This window comes from Enterobacter sp. KB-280D8 (assembly GCF_041399405.1).
Taxonomy (GTDB): Bacteria; Pseudomonadota; Gammaproteobacteria; order Enterobacterales; family Enterobacteriaceae; genus Enterobacter; species Enterobacter cloacae_N.
Map to the genome: position 1 here is coordinate 805,337 of NZ_JBGKEC010000001.1, position 16,607 is coordinate 821,943.

Genomic DNA, 16,607 nt, shown 5'->3' on the forward strand with positions numbered 1-16,607 from the left:
CCTTTTTTATTTAATCCGGTAACGCACTTCCACAGCGGTTGCAAAACCGCGCGCTGTGTTCATGATCGGCCTGGTGGCAGTTCGGACATTTGCGCCGCTGTTTATGGTTCTGAAACGCGCTGCTCATGTGCGTGGTGATAAGCCCCGTCGGGATGGCAATAACCGAGTACCCAATCAGAATCAGCACGGATGCCACTATCCGCCCCAGCGGCGTATGGGGCGTGATATCGCCATACCCCACGGTCGTAACGGTCACTATCGCCCAGTAGACGGACGCATTGAGCGTCGCGAAGCCATATTTCGGCCCTTCTATCAAATACATCAGCGCGCCGAAAACAATCATGACGATGGCAATAAACGAATAGAAAAGAATAAGCTGGTGTCGTGCGCTGACGATCGCGCTCCAGAATACCCGCAGCGACGGCATAAAGCGCAGCAATTTCAGGATACGTAATACCCGAATAACACGCATCGCTCGCCAGGCGAAAACATAGTTGAGGCTGATCTCCGGCCACAACCACATCACATAGAGCGGCAGGATAGTGGCTAAATCAATGAAGCCCCAGAAGCTGAAGACGTACTTTGCCGGGTTGGGCCAACAAACTACCCGCAAAATATACTCAGCGGTAAAGACCAGGGTGATAATCAATTCCAGCCAGACAAACGCATGCCATTCCTCAAATGTCAGGTGATACTGCGTACCAACACCCGATTCAATAAATATGACCACTACGCTGAGTAGCGCAAAGAGCGCGCAGAGACCTTCAAAACGGCGTCCCGATACCGTTTCAGGATCGAATAAAAGATGATAGAGCCGACGACGGACTGAGGTGAATAAACGCGACACGATAACCTCGCAAAAAATAAGGGCTGACATCATGTCAGCCCTTACGATTATAACGGGTCTACTTTCAGGCAGGAAACCGCATGTCGGAAACTGCCTTCAAGAACCGGTCGCGTTTTCGCACATTCCGGCCCCGCCATCGGGCATCGCGTGCGGAACACGCAGCCCGACGGCGGGTTAATTGGCGACGGCAATTCCCCTTCCAGAAGCTGAATTGTTTTATTCTTTTCCAGATCGGGGTCAGGGATCGGCACCGCCGACATCAGCGCTCTGGTGTAAGGGTGCAGCGGGTTGTGATACACCTCATCGTAGGTACCTAACTCCACGGCATGGCCGAGATACATCACCAGCACGCGGTCTGAGATGTGTTTTACCACCGCCAGGTCGTGCGCGATAAAGATCAGCGACAGCCCCATTTCTCGTTGCAGCTTCTGAAGCAGGTTCACCACCTGCGCCTGAATAGATACGTCCAGCGCGGAAACCGGCTCATCACAGATTATCAGCTTAGGTTCGAGGATCAGCGCACGAGCAATACCAATACGCTGGCACTGGCCGCCGGAGAATTCATGCGGATAACGGTTGATGAGGTTAGGCAACAGGCCGACTTTCAGCATCATCGCCTTCACGCGGTCGCGCACTTCCTGACGCGACATCTTAGGATGATAGGTGCGCAGCGGCTCGGCGATAATCTCACCGATGGTCATACGCGGGTTTAATGACGCCAGCGGATCCTGGAAAATCATCTGGATATCGCTGCGCACTTCGCGCCACTCGTCGGGCTTCATGCCCAGCAGATCTTTACCCAGCCAGGCTACTTTGCCGCCGGTGGCTTTCACCAGTCCGATAATCGCACGCGCAAAGGTGGATTTACCGCAGCCAGACTCTCCCACCACACCCAGGGTCTCCCCTTCGTACAGGCGCAGCGTGACGCCATCCACCGCTTTCAGGGTCTTCGGCGGCTGCCAGAACCACTGTTTGCCGTCTTTGATGTCGAAATGCACCTTGAGGTCAGCGATTTCGAGAAGCACGTTGCGTTTTTCATCTACTGCGTTCATACCAGCTCCTCCTGCGGCTTAAAGCAGGCGCGCAGACGGCCTGGGGCAAATTCTTCCAGCGGCGGCGCGCTGTTGCAGATTTCCATTGCGTGCGGGCAGCGCGGCTGGAATGGACAGCCTTTCGGCAGACGCAGCAGGTTTGGCGGGTTGCCAGGAATGGTGAGCAGGGATTCCCCTTCCGCATCAAGACGCGGCACCGCGTTCAGCAGGCCAATGGAGTAAGGATGGGCAGGCTGATAGAACACGTCACGCGCTTTGCCGTATTCCATGGTGCGCCCGGCATACATCACCAGCACTTTGTCACAGATACCTGCCACGACACCAAGATCGTGGGTGATCATGATAATCGCCGTGTTGAACTCACGCTTAAGCTCGTTCAACAGGGTCATGATTTGCGCCTGAACGGTCACGTCCAGCGCGGTAGTCGGTTCATCGGCAATCAGCAGCTTCGGCCGACACAGCAGCGCCATCGCAATCATCACGCGCTGACGCATACCGCCGGAAAACTCGTGCGGGAACATGCGCATGCGCTTGCGCGCTTCCGGCATTTTCACCGCATCCAGCATTTTCACGGATTCCTCAAAGGCTTCCGCTTTGCCCAGGCCTTTGTGCAGCATCAGGACTTCCATAAGCTGCTCGCCGACGCGCATATACGGGTTCAGCGAAGTCATCGGATCCTGGAAAATCATTGAGATTTGTTCGGCGCGAAGCTTGTTCAGCTCGTGCTCCGGTAAGTTGAGGATTTCACGGCCGTTGAATTTTGCCGAACCGCCAATCACGCCGTTCGCGGCCAGCAGGCCCATCAGCGCAAAGGCGGTCTGGGATTTTCCGGAACCGGATTCCCCCACGATCCCCAGCGTTTCACCTTTGCTCAGGTTAAAGTTGAGATCGTTGACTGCGGTCACATCCCCGTCCGGCGTTTTAAAGGTCACGCGGAGGTCTTTCACATCCAGCAGAAGGTTGTTCTGCTGTTGCGCCTGAGGCGCGGTGGCCGTTTCAATTATTGTCATGACGGCGCTCCTTAACGGTCTTTCGGGTCGAGGGCATCACGCAGGCCATCGCCGATAAAGTTAAAACAAAACAGGGTGACGACCAGGAAACCCGCCGGATAAAGCAACAGCCACGGTGAAACTTCCATCGAGTTTGCGCCGTCGCTCAGCAGCGCGCCCCAACTGCTCAGTGGCTCCTGCGTACCCAGCCCCAGGAAGCTGAGGAAGGATTCAAACAGGATCATGCTTGGCACCAGCAGTGATGCATAGACCACCACCACGCCCAGCACGTTAGGCACGATATGACGAACCACGATATTACTGGTTGATACGCCCCCTACCTGCGCCGCTTCGATAAACTCTTTGCGTTTGAGGCTCAACGTCTGGCCGCGCACGATACGCGCCATATCCAGCCAGGAAACCATCCCGATAGCCACGAAGATCAACAGGATGTTCTGGCCAAAGAAGGTCACCAGCAAAATAACGAAGAACATAAACGGGAAGGAGTTCAGGATTTCCAGCAAACGCATCATCACTGAGTCTACTTTGCCGCCAAGGTAGCCGGAGAGCGCGCCGTAAAGCGTCCCCACAATCACCGCCACCAGCGCGGCAGCGATACCGACCATCAGTGAAATACGACCACCAATCGCCACGCGCACCAGCAAATCACGGCCGGATGAATCGGTACCGAAATAGTGGCCAGACTCCATATCCGGCGCGCTGGACATCATGCCCCAGTCCGTATCGAAATAGGTAAATTGCGACAGCATAGGTGCCAGGGTCACAAAAAGCGCGATGATCACCAGAACCACCAGGCTGGCGACCGCGGCACGGTTGTGCATAAAGCGACGGCGCGCGTCCTGCCAGAGGCTACGACCTTCTACTTCCAGTTTTTCACTGAAGTTTTCCAGCACCTCGCTGTTTTTCTTACTCAACATCATGGCGTGCTCCAGCGTTAGTAACGGATTTTCGGGTCGATAACGGCATACAGCACATCGACAACGGCGTTAAAGAGAATGGTCAGCGCGCCCACGAGGATCGTGAGGCTCAGAACGAGCGAGTAGTCACGGTTAAGCGCCCCGTTAACAAACAGCTGACCAATGCCCGGCAGGCCATAGATCGTTTCGATAACCATTGAACCTGTAATGATGCCGACGAATGCCGGTCCCATATAGGAAAGCACTGGCAGCAGCGCCGGCTTGAGCGCGTGACGGAAGATGATCCGGCGCATCGGCAGCCCTTTCGCGCGTGCGGTACGGATGAAGTTTGAGTGCAGCACTTCGATCATAGAACCACGGGTGATACGCGCAATACTGGCGATGTATGCCAGCGATAATGCCACCATCGGTAAAATCATGAACTTCAATGCCCCGCCGTTCCAGCCGCCCCCGGGCAGCCATTTCAGCGTGATGGCAAATATCATCACCAGCAATGGCGCGACAACGAAACTGGGTATCACTACCCCGGTCATTGCCACCCCCATTACGGCATAATCCCATTTGGTATTTTGTCTGAGCGCGGCGATAACGCCTGCGGTGACTCCGAGAACGACGGCCAGAATGAATGCTGCAGCACCCAGTTTTGCCGACACCGGGAAGCTGGAGGCCACCAGGTCGTTAACGGAATAGTCTTTATATTTAAATGACGGTCCAAAATCACCGTGCGCCAGCTGCTTCAGATAGTTGAAGTATTGGGTGGTGATGGGATCGTTTAAGTGATACTTCGCCTCGATGTTCGCCATAACTTCCGGCGGCAGCGTGCGTTCACCGGTAAATGGACTTCCCGGCGCGAGACGCATCATAAAGAAGGAAATCGTAATTAGAATAAATAGCGTTGGTATCGCTTCTAAGCAGCGACGCAGGATAAATTTCAACATTGCCCGTACCTTCTGGCGTGTGCCTGATGAATGTTACAAAGTAGACACAGTGGGGCAAGCCAGGCTCGCCCCACGTATTGCCATTAATGCTTGATAATATAGAGATTCTTAACGGAAATATTATCCAACGGGTCTTTACCGGTATAACCCCCTACCCACGGTTTCACCAGACGGGCGTTAACGTAGTAGTAAACCGGTACAATTGCAGAGTCTTTATCGAGCTGCTCTTCTGATTTCGCGTACAGCTCTGCGCGCTGCGCATCGTCAGACACTTTCAGCGTTTCGGCGATGATCTTGTCGAACGCCGGGCTCTTATAGTGCGCCGTGTTGTTGGAACTGTCGCTGAGCATGGTGTTCAGGAATGAGGTTGGTTCGTTATAGTCCGCACACCAGCCCGCACGCGCCACGTCGAAGGTCCCCTGATGACGCGTATCGAGGAAGGTTTTCCACTCCTGATTTTCCAGCTTAACGTTCACGCCCAGGTTTTTCTTCCAGATAGACGCCACCGCAATCGCCAGTTTCTTATGCAGATCTGATGTGTTGTACAGCAGGTTAAACGTCAGCGGTTTATCTGCGGTGTATCCTGCTTCAGCCAGCAGTTTTTTCGCCTCTTCGTTTCGTTTTTCCTGTGACCACTTGAACCACTCAGGCTCAACCAGCTTCATCCCATCGGTATACGGAGGCGTGTAGCTGTACGCTGGCAGATCGCCCTGGTTTTTCACTTTGTTCACGATAATATCGCGATCCAGTGCCAGCTTCAGCGCAGTACGAACGCGCACGTCGGTGAACGGTGCTTTCTGGTTGTTGATTTCGTAGTAATAGGTGCACAGATACGGATCGACGTGAACTTCTTTCGGGATCTCTTTCTTCAGCTTCTGGAACAGTTCAATCGGCATGTTGTTATAGGTCATGTCGATTTCGCCGCTGCGGTAGCGGTTAACGTCGGTCACTTCGGAAGAGATTGGCAGGTAGGTGACCTGATTAATCACGGTCTTCGCGTTGTCCCAGTACTGCGGGTTACGCTCCAGCACCATACGTTCGTTGACCACCCAGTCTTTGAGCTTATAGGCACCGTTGGTCACGATATTGGCAGGCTGTGTCCATTTTTCACCAAATTTTTCGACAGCGGATTTTGGTACAGGCGATACGGACGGGTGAACCAGCAGCTTATAGAAGTACGGAACAGGTTCGCTCAACGTCACTTCAAAGGTATTAGCATCGATCGCCTTCACGCCCAGGTCGGTGACCGGCTTTTTACCAGCGATGATGTCATCGATATTGGCGATGTGGCCATACTGCAGATAGCTCGCATACGGAGAAGCGGTGTTTGGATTCGCCAGACGCTGCCAGCTATACACGAAATCTTCGGCGGTAACCGGTGTACCGTCGGACCATTTGGCATCTTTACGCAGATGGAAGGTCCAGACTTTGAAATCTTTGTTTTCCCACTTTTCTGCCACACCCGGTGCCGGGTGGCCGTCTACGTCAGTCACCAGCAAGCCTTCGAAAAGGTCGCGGTTAACGTTCGACTCAGGAACGCCTTCAATTTTGTGCGGGTCGAGAGACTGCACTTCCGCACCGTTGTTACGAACCAGCGTCTGTTTCTCCGCCAGTTGAACACCTGCAGGAACGTCCGCAGCCATTGCAGCGTTGCCCGCGATTAGCGCAGTTAAAATCCCCGCCGCTACCAGATTTTTTTTTGTGATGATGGACATTGTGTTGGTACTCCACTCATTATAATTACTGGCTTTCGCCAGCTGTTTAATCCCCTGTTGGGGCCTGTACAGCGCAGGAGTTTTTTTTGCTGCTGTCAGGTTCTTTTTTTACTTCTTGCTATCACCGACTTTTTTATTACTGACCGCTCGTATGGCCGTCTTGCGTCGATTCTTGCCAGGCCTCCCCTGTTTGAGACCTGTGCCGGATATCTGAGAAGAGGACTATATGAAAATAATTCTCATCTGGTTGTTTTATGCTGCAAAATATTAGGCCGGAAAGTATCAAATGGCGTAAACACGCGCCAATACATTTTGCAAATTTGTTAAGCAATTCTCTTTTACGGTGAGTGCCGTATCTTTGGTGGCGGCCCTGCCAGACGTTGAACATTAAGAAAAACCAATAATATTCAAAATGATAGAGAAAGTTTTCTCTACAAGCGCGTCGCTGCGCTATCATCGCGTGATTTTGTACAAAAATTTAACAACTGGTTATTATTTAGCACATTCATCTACATGAATGTTGAAATTACTAATATCATTTCGGTTATCACTCAGCAAGCCCCAGACTATCGTGTGAGTAAAATAACAGAGCGTTCGAAGATTTTCTGCGCAGGTGGACTGGAGGGGAATTCATAACTCTATGAAATACAAGCAATGAACATTATTAGTAGAATTTATTATGATATGTGAGCATTTCAACTTTATTTATATGATTTGCTGATAATTACATAAAAAAATCGGCGCCGCAGCGCCGTTCTTTCATATGAAATATCAATGCAACAAGCCGGGGAAAATGCTTTTAATACCCGTTACAATGAACTCGATCCCGAGTGCCATCAACAGCAGCCCCATGATACGCGTAATAACGTTAATGCCCGTCTGCCCCAGCAAGCGCACCAGCCACGGCGCCATGCGGAATACACCCCAGCAACAGAGCGCGAAAACGGCAATTGCGACAGAAAAGCCAATCAGGTGCATGAGACTATGGTAACGCGTGCCCCAGACAATCGTCGAACTGATGGCACCCGGCCCGGCCATCAGGGGTAACGCCAGCGGAACCACGCCGATACTTTCGCGAATGGCGGTTTCTGACTTTTCCTGCTTGTTCTGCTTATCCTCACCCAGCTTACCGCTGATCATGGACATGGCAATGGTCACCACCAGGATCCCGCCCGCAATGCGGAAGGAGTCAATCGAGATGCCAAAGATCTGGAGAATGGCATCTCCCAGGAAAAGCGAGGTGAGCAAAATGATCGCCACAGACAGGTTAGCGGTGAGATTGGTTTTGTTCCGGGCCGCCGCCGTCTGGTAACTGGTCATACTAATGAAGACAGGAATGATCCCCACCGGGTTGACCAGGGCAAACAAACCAATAAAAAATTTGAAATACGTAGGAAAATCAAAGAGCGTTTGGATCACGTTTTGCTCCGCTTTTGCGCATGCCCGGGACTGGTACGTTGTCATGAAAAATCGCGCTGAAGATACGCTTTTTATTAGCATACTTCACCAGAAATCTGTGCCAAAACGTTAGCATTTCAGAATGTTAAACATATGTTGAGACAATGATAGCGCCACTTCCAATAGTTACTTAATTAATTAACAGTGGAAATATATCCATTAAATAACCCTGCTGAAAGGTATCAGCTTGGTGGAAAATTGACGCAGATCATGATTTCTGTACTCAGAAGTGAGTAATCTTGATTACGCCCCCAGGGAGGTCACCTGACAAAAAGGGATGATGCTAAGGTAAGGCTCTTTTAGTAAATTAGTGTACTGGAGCATAAAGTAACCCTTTGTTTTACTTTATGTAACGCAAGTCGTATTGGCACTGTCTATACTGTCTGACGTATCGAGCGCTGGTTTACTAAAAGAGTTTAAACATTATCAGGAGAGCATTATGGCTGTTACTAATATCGCTGAACTGAACGCCCTCGTCGAGCGCGTTAAAAAAGCCCAGCGTGAATATGCCAATTTCACCCAAGAACAGGTTGATAAAATCTTCCGCGCGGCCGCTCTGGCTGCTGCAGATGCTCGAATCCCTCTCGCTAAAATGGCCGTTGCCGAATCTGGCATGGGTATCGTTGAAGATAAAGTGATCAAAAACCACTTTGCTTCTGAGTATATCTACAACGCCTATAAAGATGAGAAAACCTGTGGCGTTCTGTCTGAAGACGACACCTTCGGGACTATCACAATCGCCGAACCTATCGGTATCATTTGCGGTATTGTTCCAACCACTAACCCAACTTCAACGGCTATCTTCAAATCACTGATCAGCCTGAAGACCCGTAACGCAATCATCTTCTCTCCACATCCACGTGCGAAAGACGCGACAAATAAAGCAGCAGACATCGTTCTGCAGGCTGCAATTGCCGCTGGCGCACCAAAAGATCTGATTGGCTGGATCGACCAACCTTCTGTTGAGCTGTCCAACGCGCTGATGCATCACCCGGACATTAACCTGATTCTGGCGACCGGTGGTCCTGGCATGGTTAAAGCGGCATATAGCTCCGGTAAACCAGCTATCGGTGTGGGTGCAGGTAACACCCCAGTTGTTATCGATGAAACCGCTGACATCAAACGTGCTGTGGCGTCTGTTCTGATGTCTAAAACCTTCGATAACGGCGTTATCTGTGCATCTGAACAGTCTGTTGTTGTTGTCGATTCCGTGTACGACGCAGTACGCGAACGTTTCGCCAGCCACGGTGGCTACCTGCTGCAGGGTAAAGAGCTGAAAGCGGTTCAGGACATTATCCTGAAAAATGGCGCGCTCAACGCCGCTATCGTGGGTCAGCCAGCCTATAAGATCGCTGAACTCGCAGGCTTTACCGTTCCGGCAACCACCAAAATCCTGATCGGTGAAGTTAAAGTTGTCGACGAAAGCGAGCCGTTTGCTCACGAAAAACTGTCTCCAACGCTTGCTATGTACCGTGCGAAAGATTTCGAAGACGCGGTAGAGAAAGCCGAGAAGCTGGTTGCCATGGGCGGTATCGGTCATACCTCATGTCTGTACACCGACCAGGATAACCAGCCAGAGCGTGTTGCCCACTTCGGTCAGATGATGAAAACAGCCCGTATCCTGATTAACACCCCTGCTTCTCAGGGTGGTATTGGCGACCTGTATAACTTTAAACTCGCACCTTCCCTGACTCTGGGTTGTGGTTCCTGGGGTGGTAACTCCATCTCTGAAAACGTTGGTCCAAAACACCTGATCAACAAGAAAACCGTTGCTAAGCGAGCTGAAAACATGTTGTGGCACAAACTTCCGAAATCTATCTACTTCCGCCGTGGCTCTCTGCCAATCGCGCTGGATGAAGTGATTACTGATGGCCACAAACGTGCGCTCATCGTGACTGACCGTTTCCTGTTCAACAACGGCTACGCTGACCAGATCACCTCTGTACTGAAAGCGGCTGGCGTCGAAACTGAAGTGTTCTTCGAAGTTGAAGCTGACCCGACCCTGAGCGTTGTCCGCAAAGGTGCTGAGCTGGCGAATTCATTCAAACCAGATGTGATTATCGCACTGGGTGGTGGTTCCCCAATGGACGCCGCGAAAATCATGTGGGTTATGTACGAGCATCCGGAAACCCACTTCGAAGAACTGGCGCTGCGCTTTATGGACATCCGTAAACGTATCTACAAGTTCCCGAAAATGGGCGTGAAAGCGAAAATGATCGCCGTCACTACCACTTCCGGTACCGGTTCAGAAGTGACACCATTTGCGGTGGTAACGGATGACGCAACAGGTCAAAAATATCCACTGGCTGACTACGCGCTGACCCCAGATATGGCTATCGTTGATGCCAACCTGGTTATGGAGATGCCGAAATCTCTGTGTGCATTCGGTGGTCTGGATGCGGTCACTCACGCCCTGGAAGCCTACGTTTCTGTACTGGCGTCTGAGTTCTCTGACGGTCAGGCTCTGCAGGCTCTGAAACTGCTGAAAGAAAACCTGCCAGCGTCCTACAACGAAGGTTCTAAAAACCCTGTAGCACGTGAACGTGTCCACAGTGCAGCAACCATCGCCGGTATCGCGTTTGCGAACGCCTTCCTGGGTGTTTGCCACTCTATGGCGCACAAGCTGGGTTCACAGTTCCACATTCCTCACGGTCTGGCGAACGCCCTGTTGATCAGCAACGTTATCCGTTATAACGCTAACGACAACCCAACCAAGCAGACTGCTTTCAGCCAGTACGACCGTCCGCAAGCGCGTCGTCGTTATGCTGAAATCGCTGACCACCTTGGTCTGAGCGCACCGGGCGACCGTACTGCTGCGAAGATTGAGAAACTGCTGGCATGGCTGGAAAGCCTGAAAGCTGAACTGGGTATTCCTAAATCTATCCGTGAAGCAGGCGTTCAGGAAGCTGACTTCCTCGCTCACGTAGACAAGCTGTCTGAAGATGCCTTCGATGACCAGTGTACTGGTGCTAACCCGCGCTACCCACTGATCTCCGAGCTGAAACAGATTCTGCTGGATACCTACTACGGTCGTGAGTTCAAGGAAGGTGACGTTGCTGCTGTGAAAACAGAAGCTCCGGTCATTAAAGCTGACAAGAAAGCGAAGAAAAGCGCTTAACTGACAGCCTGATGAAAAAACCCGCCTTCGTGGCGGGTTTTTTTATGTCTGAACAACAGCAGATATTATTTTCTGTTGTCGTGCTGGATCGCCGTGAGCGAGCCTACGGACAATGCTTCCTTATAGTGCTTACGACAGACCGACACATAGCGTTCATTGCCGCCAATCACCACCTGCTCACCGTCCGCATAAGGTTTTCCGGCCTGGTCGAGACGAAGCACCATGCTGGCCTTGCGTCCACAGAAGCAGATAGTTTTCAGTTCAACCAGCTTATCTGACCAGGCAAGCAGATACTGGCTTCCGGCAAACAGTTCCCCGCGGAAGTCTGTACGCAACCCGTAGCACAGGACGGGGATATCGAGCTCATCAACCACTTCAGAGAGCGCGTGCACCTGTTCACGCGTCAGGAACTGGCTTTCATCAACCAGAACGCAGTGAATAGGCTCTGACGCATGCGCAGCGCGGATATCCTCCAGCAGGTCAGTTTGCGGGTTAAAAAGCCTGGCTGGCGAAGAGAGGCCTATTCTGGAACTCACCTTCCCTGCACCGAAGCGATCGTCGATTTCAGCAGTATAAACAACGGTACGCATTCCTCGTTCCTGGTAATTGTATGAGGATTGCAGCAGCGCGGTGGATTTACCGGCATTCATTGCCGAATAGTAGAAATAAAGTTGTGCCATTGGCCGTCAAACCCTAATCAATGTGTAATATTCCCGATGATTCATTGTACCATATTTTGTCTGGTCATCAGCGACACGCCGCACAAACGATGCCGTGCTGAAAGGTGTAAAACACCTTCTTTTCGCAAAAATAATCCGTTAAAACAGAGAGTAATGGAGGTCATGCTGATCAATAGGTTATATGGTTAGCCAAACATAACACTTCTTTTTATAGTGGAATCCGCGTTCATTAAAATTCACTGTTTATTAACTATTCCTGCCTTAGCGCCGTAGCCTGGAACTAATACAAAAGGCTGATATTTATCCGCCGAAACTATAATTCCTGCGGTAAATGTCACAAAAAAAAGATGCAAGCGGCGGGGTTAAGCAGGTTATCGTGATAACAAGCGAGACTGTCGAAGAGGAAATTTAAGTTAGCGTAATTAATAATAGCGGCTTTATTTAGTATTTTTTGAATTCCTTACATTCCTGGCTATTGCACATCTGAATTTATGGCTCTATTATTAGGTCAACAAACCACCCCCCATTATAAGTTTGAGATTACTACAATGAGCGAAGCACTTAAAATTCTGAACAACATCCGTACTCTTCGTGCGCAGGCAAGAGAATGTACCCTTGAAACGCTCGAAGAAATGCTGGAAAAATTAGAAGTTGTAGTTAATGAACGTCGCGAAGAAGAAAGCGCTGCTGCTGCTGAAATCGAAGAACGTACGCGTAAACTGCAGCAATATCGTGAAATGCTGATTGCTGATGGTATCGATCCAAATGAATTGCTGAACAGCATGGCTGCTGCAAAAACCGGTACCAAAGCAAAACGCGCTGCCCGTCCTGCTAAATATAGCTATGTTGATGAGAACGGCGAAACTAAAACCTGGACCGGCCAGGGCCGTACTCCTGCTGTAATCAAGAAAGCCATGGATGAGCAAGGTAAACAGCTGGATGACTTCCTGATCAAGGATTAATCACGCCGAATTCAGAAAAATCCCGCCTCTGGCGGGATTTTTTTTGCCCGCAATTTATCACAAACATCCTCTTACACTCCGTCATAAAGAGTTATTCGGCTATTTAGTTTTGCTTACAAACAGGCTCGTGATGGCGTTTTATGGGCATAAAAAAACCGGTGGGCAGCGCCACACCGGTTTCAGAGATTTACGCCCGGGTTATTTCTTAATACCCATACTCTCTTTGAGCCAGCCTTTAAATTCTTCACCCAGCGTATTATGGCGAATGCCATATTCAACGAACGCCTGCATATAACCGAGCTTATTACCGCAGTCATGGCTCTTACCTTTCATGTGGTAAGCCTCAACGGTCTCTTTCTCGATCAGCATATCAATGGCATCCGTCAGCTGGATTTCATCCCCTGCTCCTGGAGGCGTTTTCGCCAGCAGAGGCCAGATTTCAGCGCTCAGGACATAGCGACCCACCACCGCCAGATTAGACGGCGCTACGTCGGCTTTAGGCTTCTCTACGACACCAACCATTGGCACGCTTTCGCCTGGCTCAAGGTTCACACCCTTGCAGTCAACCACACCGTAAGCGGTCACATCTTCAACAGGCTCAACCATGATCTGGCTGCAGCCCGTTTCGTCGAAGCGATGGATCATCTCAGCCAGGTTATCCTGGGAAAGATCGGATTCGTATTCATCCAGAATAACGTCTGGCAGAATGACCGCGACAGGCTCATCACCCACAACCGGGTGTGCACACATAACCGCGTGGCCCAGACCTTTAGCCAGCCCCTGACGGACCTGCATGATGGTAACGTGCGGAGGGCAAATAGACTGAACTTCTTCTAACAGCTGACGCTTAACGCGTTTTTCCAGCATGGCTTCGAGTTCAAAACTTGTATCGAAGTGGTTTTCGATAGAGTTTTTAGATGAATGCGTAACCAGCACAATTTCAGTGATGCCGGCCGCGATACACTCATTAACGACATACTGGATTAATGGCTTATCAACCAGAGGCAGCATCTCTTTAGGAATCGCCTTAGTTGCTGGTAACATCCTGGTCCCCAATCCCGCTACCGGGATGACGGCCTTTCTGACTTTCGAATTTAGGGCAGCCATTCAAATTCTCCTGAGCTGTTCAAGTTTTGAACTTTTATGCAATAAATAACGCGTTGAGTATATCAGCCTCGCCCCGCAGTCCGGGTCTGAAAAGAACGCGTTGCCGATCAATTAGGACAAATACGCATGAATCTGGGCAGCGATAGTAGCACTCCCGAGAAAACACAGGTAAAGCAATCTTAAAATTAAGATCCAATTGCTTATTCCGTGGACAACATTAAGCGTAGCCTTCCCCCGGCACCCCAAATTTGGCACTGCCAGGAAGAACAGCGATGGCTAATTTGATTGAGATACGCCGTTCCCAGCGTTCCAAGCGGCACACCGTTACTCACCTGAATATGGTGCTCCCCGGTATTCAGTGACGCGTTGAGACCTGCTGAAACGAGGATAAGATTCTTTAAACCGCTATGGTAATAACCAACCAGCAGCGGGAACTGTCCGGGTAAATTAGCCTGACGAAAAAGCTGGTTTACCTGTTTGAGTAAACTTCCTAACTCAGGGAGCCGTTGTCCCTGATGTGATAACTGTTCCTGCAATAATCCATTAAAGAGCGCACGAAGTAACAACGCAGCTAATACGCCATTATCCCCTGCCCGGGTTACGTCCAGAGAATAAAATGCGAGGTCGGAATCAGACAGAGGTGCAATATCCAGCACCAGCCCAGGCTGATCGGCCGCCACCAGCTGGCGATAATTTACGCGACAGTGGGAAATAGTTTGCTGAACGGGAGGCTGAAGCTCTTGCAGCAATTTCGCCGCCGCTGGCGGATTACTCACCAGCGCGTCCCAGTCCTGAAAAAGGCGTTCCTCTTCCTCAACGCGAGAATTAAACATATTCGGATAAAGGCACGCTAATACCGTTTCACGTAACCGGCTCAGATCTTTGACGGGTTTAAGCAGAATATCCTGAACGCCAAGACGTAATGCTTTGGCAATATCCGCCATATTCTCAGTCGCGGAGATCACCAGAATGGGCATCTGGTCACCCTCGTTGCGCAAATGTTCAACCAGTTTCAATCCATTCATTCGCGGCATCGCGATGTCGCAAATCATCAGATCGGGCGTAATACCGGTCATTTTTTCCAGCGCGTCGACACCATCTTCGGCCAGTAAAGTGTTTGCTCCCAGCGAGGATAACCACGAATCCAGTAGCGATCGGAAAACGGGCTCGTCTTCAACAATCAAAATGAGTTTTCCGGCCAATGGCTGCGTCATGGTTCCTCCCCTGGCTGACAGTTACTAAATAGTGGCATGCTATCGGCACTATCGCCTGTCAGATTTTGCTGAAGTAGTCAAAAAAAGGTGCTTAACGTGCTGTTCGCACAAACGGCAGCAACTCGTCTATTTTCTTTTCGACGGCTAGCGAGCCCGCTGCGATGGCGGCCTCAGCCCGATGGAAATCAAGGGTAGAGATTTGCGGACAGTAAGGCTGAATAAGAATATCCGGTGGATCGCCGGCCATACGGTTACGTTTGAGGCGATTTTCAAGAACCTGAATTGAGGTGGTCATGATTTCCATGGCTGTCGGCGCGGCAACCGATCGCCGTGCGGCCATACGCCCGATTCTTCCGCGCAGGCGCTCATGCCAGGCAAGCTTTTCGACTTCGGCACTTTCGCTCTGGAGATTGACCGGCATAAGGTCTTGCTGCATCAGATGAGCATCGTGCTGCAAATCCACGGCGATGACGATGTCGGCCCCCATGGCACGCGTCAGAGAGATGGGAACCGGGTTCACGACGCCACCATCGACAAGCCAGTAGCCGTTATGAGGCACGGGCGCCATAAGCCCAGGAATACTGCATGAAGCACGCACCGCAAGGTGAATATCCCCTTCGGTCAGCCAGAGTTCACGGCCTGTGCTGAGATTCGTCGCGACGGCGCCAAAAGGCATCCGGCAGTCAGTAAAATCTTCGAGAGGCATCACCCGGCGGAACTGGTTAAAGACGCGTTCACCGCGCAACAGCCCACCGCGCTGCCAGGAGAGATCCATCAGACGCAGCACGTCCCAGTAACTGAAGGAGCGTACCCAGGTTTCGAGTTCAGGGAGTTTGCCGCACGCGTAAGCGGAGCCGACCAGCGATCCTATTGAACATCCTGCAACGATATCAACGTCAACACCCATTTTGTTTAAGGCATTAATCACGCCGATATGAGACCATCCGCGGGCTGCACCTGAGCCCAGCGCCAGTCCAATTTTAACCTTTCTCATTAGCCCTGTTTTACTTCCCCTGGATTCCTGACATAGCGTCAACGCAACTGCTCAGTTAACATAGTGCTACCCGAAGCGTTTTACGCCCTTATTTTTTTCCAGGAAGAGAATCGTGTCTCAACTCTGCCCTTGTGGTAGCGCTCTGGAGTATAGCCTATGTTGCCAGCGATATCTTTCTGGCAATCAGGTTGCACCGGACCCGTCACACCTCATGCGTTCACGGTATACTGCTTTTGTGATCAAAGACGCAGACTACCTGATAAAAACCTGGCACCCGTCCTGCCACGCCGCCGATTTCAGACAAGAGATCGAAACCGGGTTCGCCAACACCCACTGGCTCGGGCTTACCGTGTTTGAATCGTCACCAGGCAGCCACGACGATGAAGGCTTTGTCAGCTTTGTTGCCCGTTTTACCGAAAACGCCAGGCCTGGCGCCATTATCGAGCGTTCCCGGTTCTTAAAGGAAAGCGGGCAATGGTATTATATTGACGGTACGCGCCCACAGTTTGGTCGTAACGATCCCTGCCCTTGTGGTTCAGGAAAAAAATTCAAAAAGTGTTGCGGGCAGTAACGCCTGACAACCCAGACTTCGCAA

Annotated in this window: 14 protein-coding genes; 3 read left to right on the top strand and 11 right to left on the bottom strand. The window is 51.0% G+C overall.

Translation table 11 applies throughout. The features are described from left to right. Window positions 1–10 precede the first annotated feature (10 nt). From AB8818_RS03875 to AB8818_RS03905, 7 genes are all read right to left on the bottom strand, one after another. Window positions 11–880: an ion transporter gene (locus tag AB8818_RS03875; RefSeq protein WP_192984189.1), complete on the bottom strand. Its 870-nt coding sequence runs from the start codon at window positions 878–880 to the stop codon at window positions 11–13. Window positions 881–894: 14 nt separating this feature from the next. Further along, the gene (gene oppF, locus AB8818_RS03880) at window positions 895–1,899 is read right to left on the bottom strand and encodes a murein tripeptide/oligopeptide ABC transporter ATP-binding protein OppF (protein ID WP_192984186.1); all 1,005 of its coding nucleotides are present in this window, start codon (window positions 1,897–1,899) and stop codon (window positions 895–897) included. Further along, window positions 1,896–2,909, bottom strand: coding sequence for an ABC transporter ATP-binding protein (locus AB8818_RS03885; protein WP_116339413.1), 1,014 nt, complete (start codon window positions 2,907–2,909; stop codon window positions 1,896–1,898). The genes oppF and AB8818_RS03885 overlap by 4 nt, the downstream gene beginning before the upstream one ends. A gap of 11 nt (window positions 2,910–2,920) precedes the next feature. Then, window positions 2,921–3,829: an oligopeptide ABC transporter permease OppC gene (gene oppC / locus AB8818_RS03890; protein ID WP_116339411.1), complete on the bottom strand. Its 909-nt coding sequence runs from the start codon at window positions 3,827–3,829 to the stop codon at window positions 2,921–2,923. A gap of 14 nt (window positions 3,830–3,843) precedes the next feature. Beyond that, on the bottom strand, window positions 3,844–4,764 hold the full coding sequence (gene oppB / locus AB8818_RS03895) for an oligopeptide ABC transporter permease OppB (RefSeq protein ID WP_028013429.1): 921 nt from the start codon (window positions 4,762–4,764) through the stop codon (window positions 3,844–3,846). An 83-nt stretch (window positions 4,765–4,847) separates the two neighbouring features. Then, a complete protein-coding gene (oppA, locus tag AB8818_RS03900) occupies window positions 4,848–6,479 on the bottom strand; it encodes an oligopeptide ABC transporter substrate-binding protein OppA (protein WP_028013430.1) in 1,632 nt (543 codons plus the stop codon). Window positions 6,480–7,250: 771 nt separating this feature from the next. Beyond that, complete coding sequence (locus tag AB8818_RS03905) at window positions 7,251–7,898, bottom strand: YchE family NAAT transporter (protein ID WP_116339409.1); 648 nt, start codon at window positions 7,896–7,898, stop codon at window positions 7,251–7,253. 478 nt (window positions 7,899–8,376) lie between these two features. Between AB8818_RS03905 and adhE the strand changes: the two genes are divergently transcribed. After that, a complete protein-coding gene (adhE, locus tag AB8818_RS03910) occupies window positions 8,377–11,055 on the top strand; it encodes a bifunctional acetaldehyde-CoA/alcohol dehydrogenase (RefSeq protein ID WP_028013432.1) in 2,679 nt (892 codons plus the stop codon). A 65-nt stretch (window positions 11,056–11,120) separates the two neighbouring features. On the opposite strand, the gene tdk is transcribed toward adhE, so the two are convergent. After that, window positions 11,121–11,735 carry a thymidine kinase gene (tdk, locus tag AB8818_RS03915; protein ID WP_028013433.1) on the bottom strand — a complete coding sequence of 205 codons (615 nt, stop codon included), beginning with the start codon at window positions 11,733–11,735 and terminating at the stop codon, window positions 11,121–11,123. A gap of 548 nt (window positions 11,736–12,283) precedes the next feature. Here tdk and hns point away from each other — a divergent pair. Next, on the top strand, window positions 12,284–12,697 hold the full coding sequence (hns, locus tag AB8818_RS03920; protein WP_008502781.1) for a histone-like nucleoid-structuring protein H-NS: 414 nt from the start codon (window positions 12,284–12,286) through the stop codon (window positions 12,695–12,697). A 198-nt stretch (window positions 12,698–12,895) separates the two neighbouring features. Here hns and galU read toward each other — a convergent pair whose 3' ends face one another. From galU to rssA, 3 genes are all read right to left on the bottom strand, one after another. Beyond that, window positions 12,896–13,804: a UTP--glucose-1-phosphate uridylyltransferase GalU gene (galU, locus tag AB8818_RS03925; protein WP_028013435.1), complete on the bottom strand. Its 909-nt coding sequence runs from the start codon at window positions 13,802–13,804 to the stop codon at window positions 12,896–12,898. 200 nt (window positions 13,805–14,004) lie between these two features. Next, a complete protein-coding gene (gene rssB, locus AB8818_RS03930) occupies window positions 14,005–15,018 on the bottom strand; it encodes a two-component system response regulator RssB (protein WP_192985107.1) in 1,014 nt (337 codons plus the stop codon). A gap of 91 nt (window positions 15,019–15,109) precedes the next feature. After that, a complete protein-coding gene (rssA, locus tag AB8818_RS03935) occupies window positions 15,110–16,012 on the bottom strand; it encodes a patatin-like phospholipase RssA (protein ID WP_192985105.1) in 903 nt (300 codons plus the stop codon). A gap of 112 nt (window positions 16,013–16,124) precedes the next feature. Here rssA and AB8818_RS03940 point away from each other — a divergent pair, with 112 nt between their 5' ends. Next, on the top strand, window positions 16,125–16,583 hold the full coding sequence (locus AB8818_RS03940; protein WP_116339404.1) for a YchJ family protein: 459 nt from the start codon (window positions 16,125–16,127) through the stop codon (window positions 16,581–16,583). Window positions 16,584–16,607: the final 24 nt, after the last annotated feature.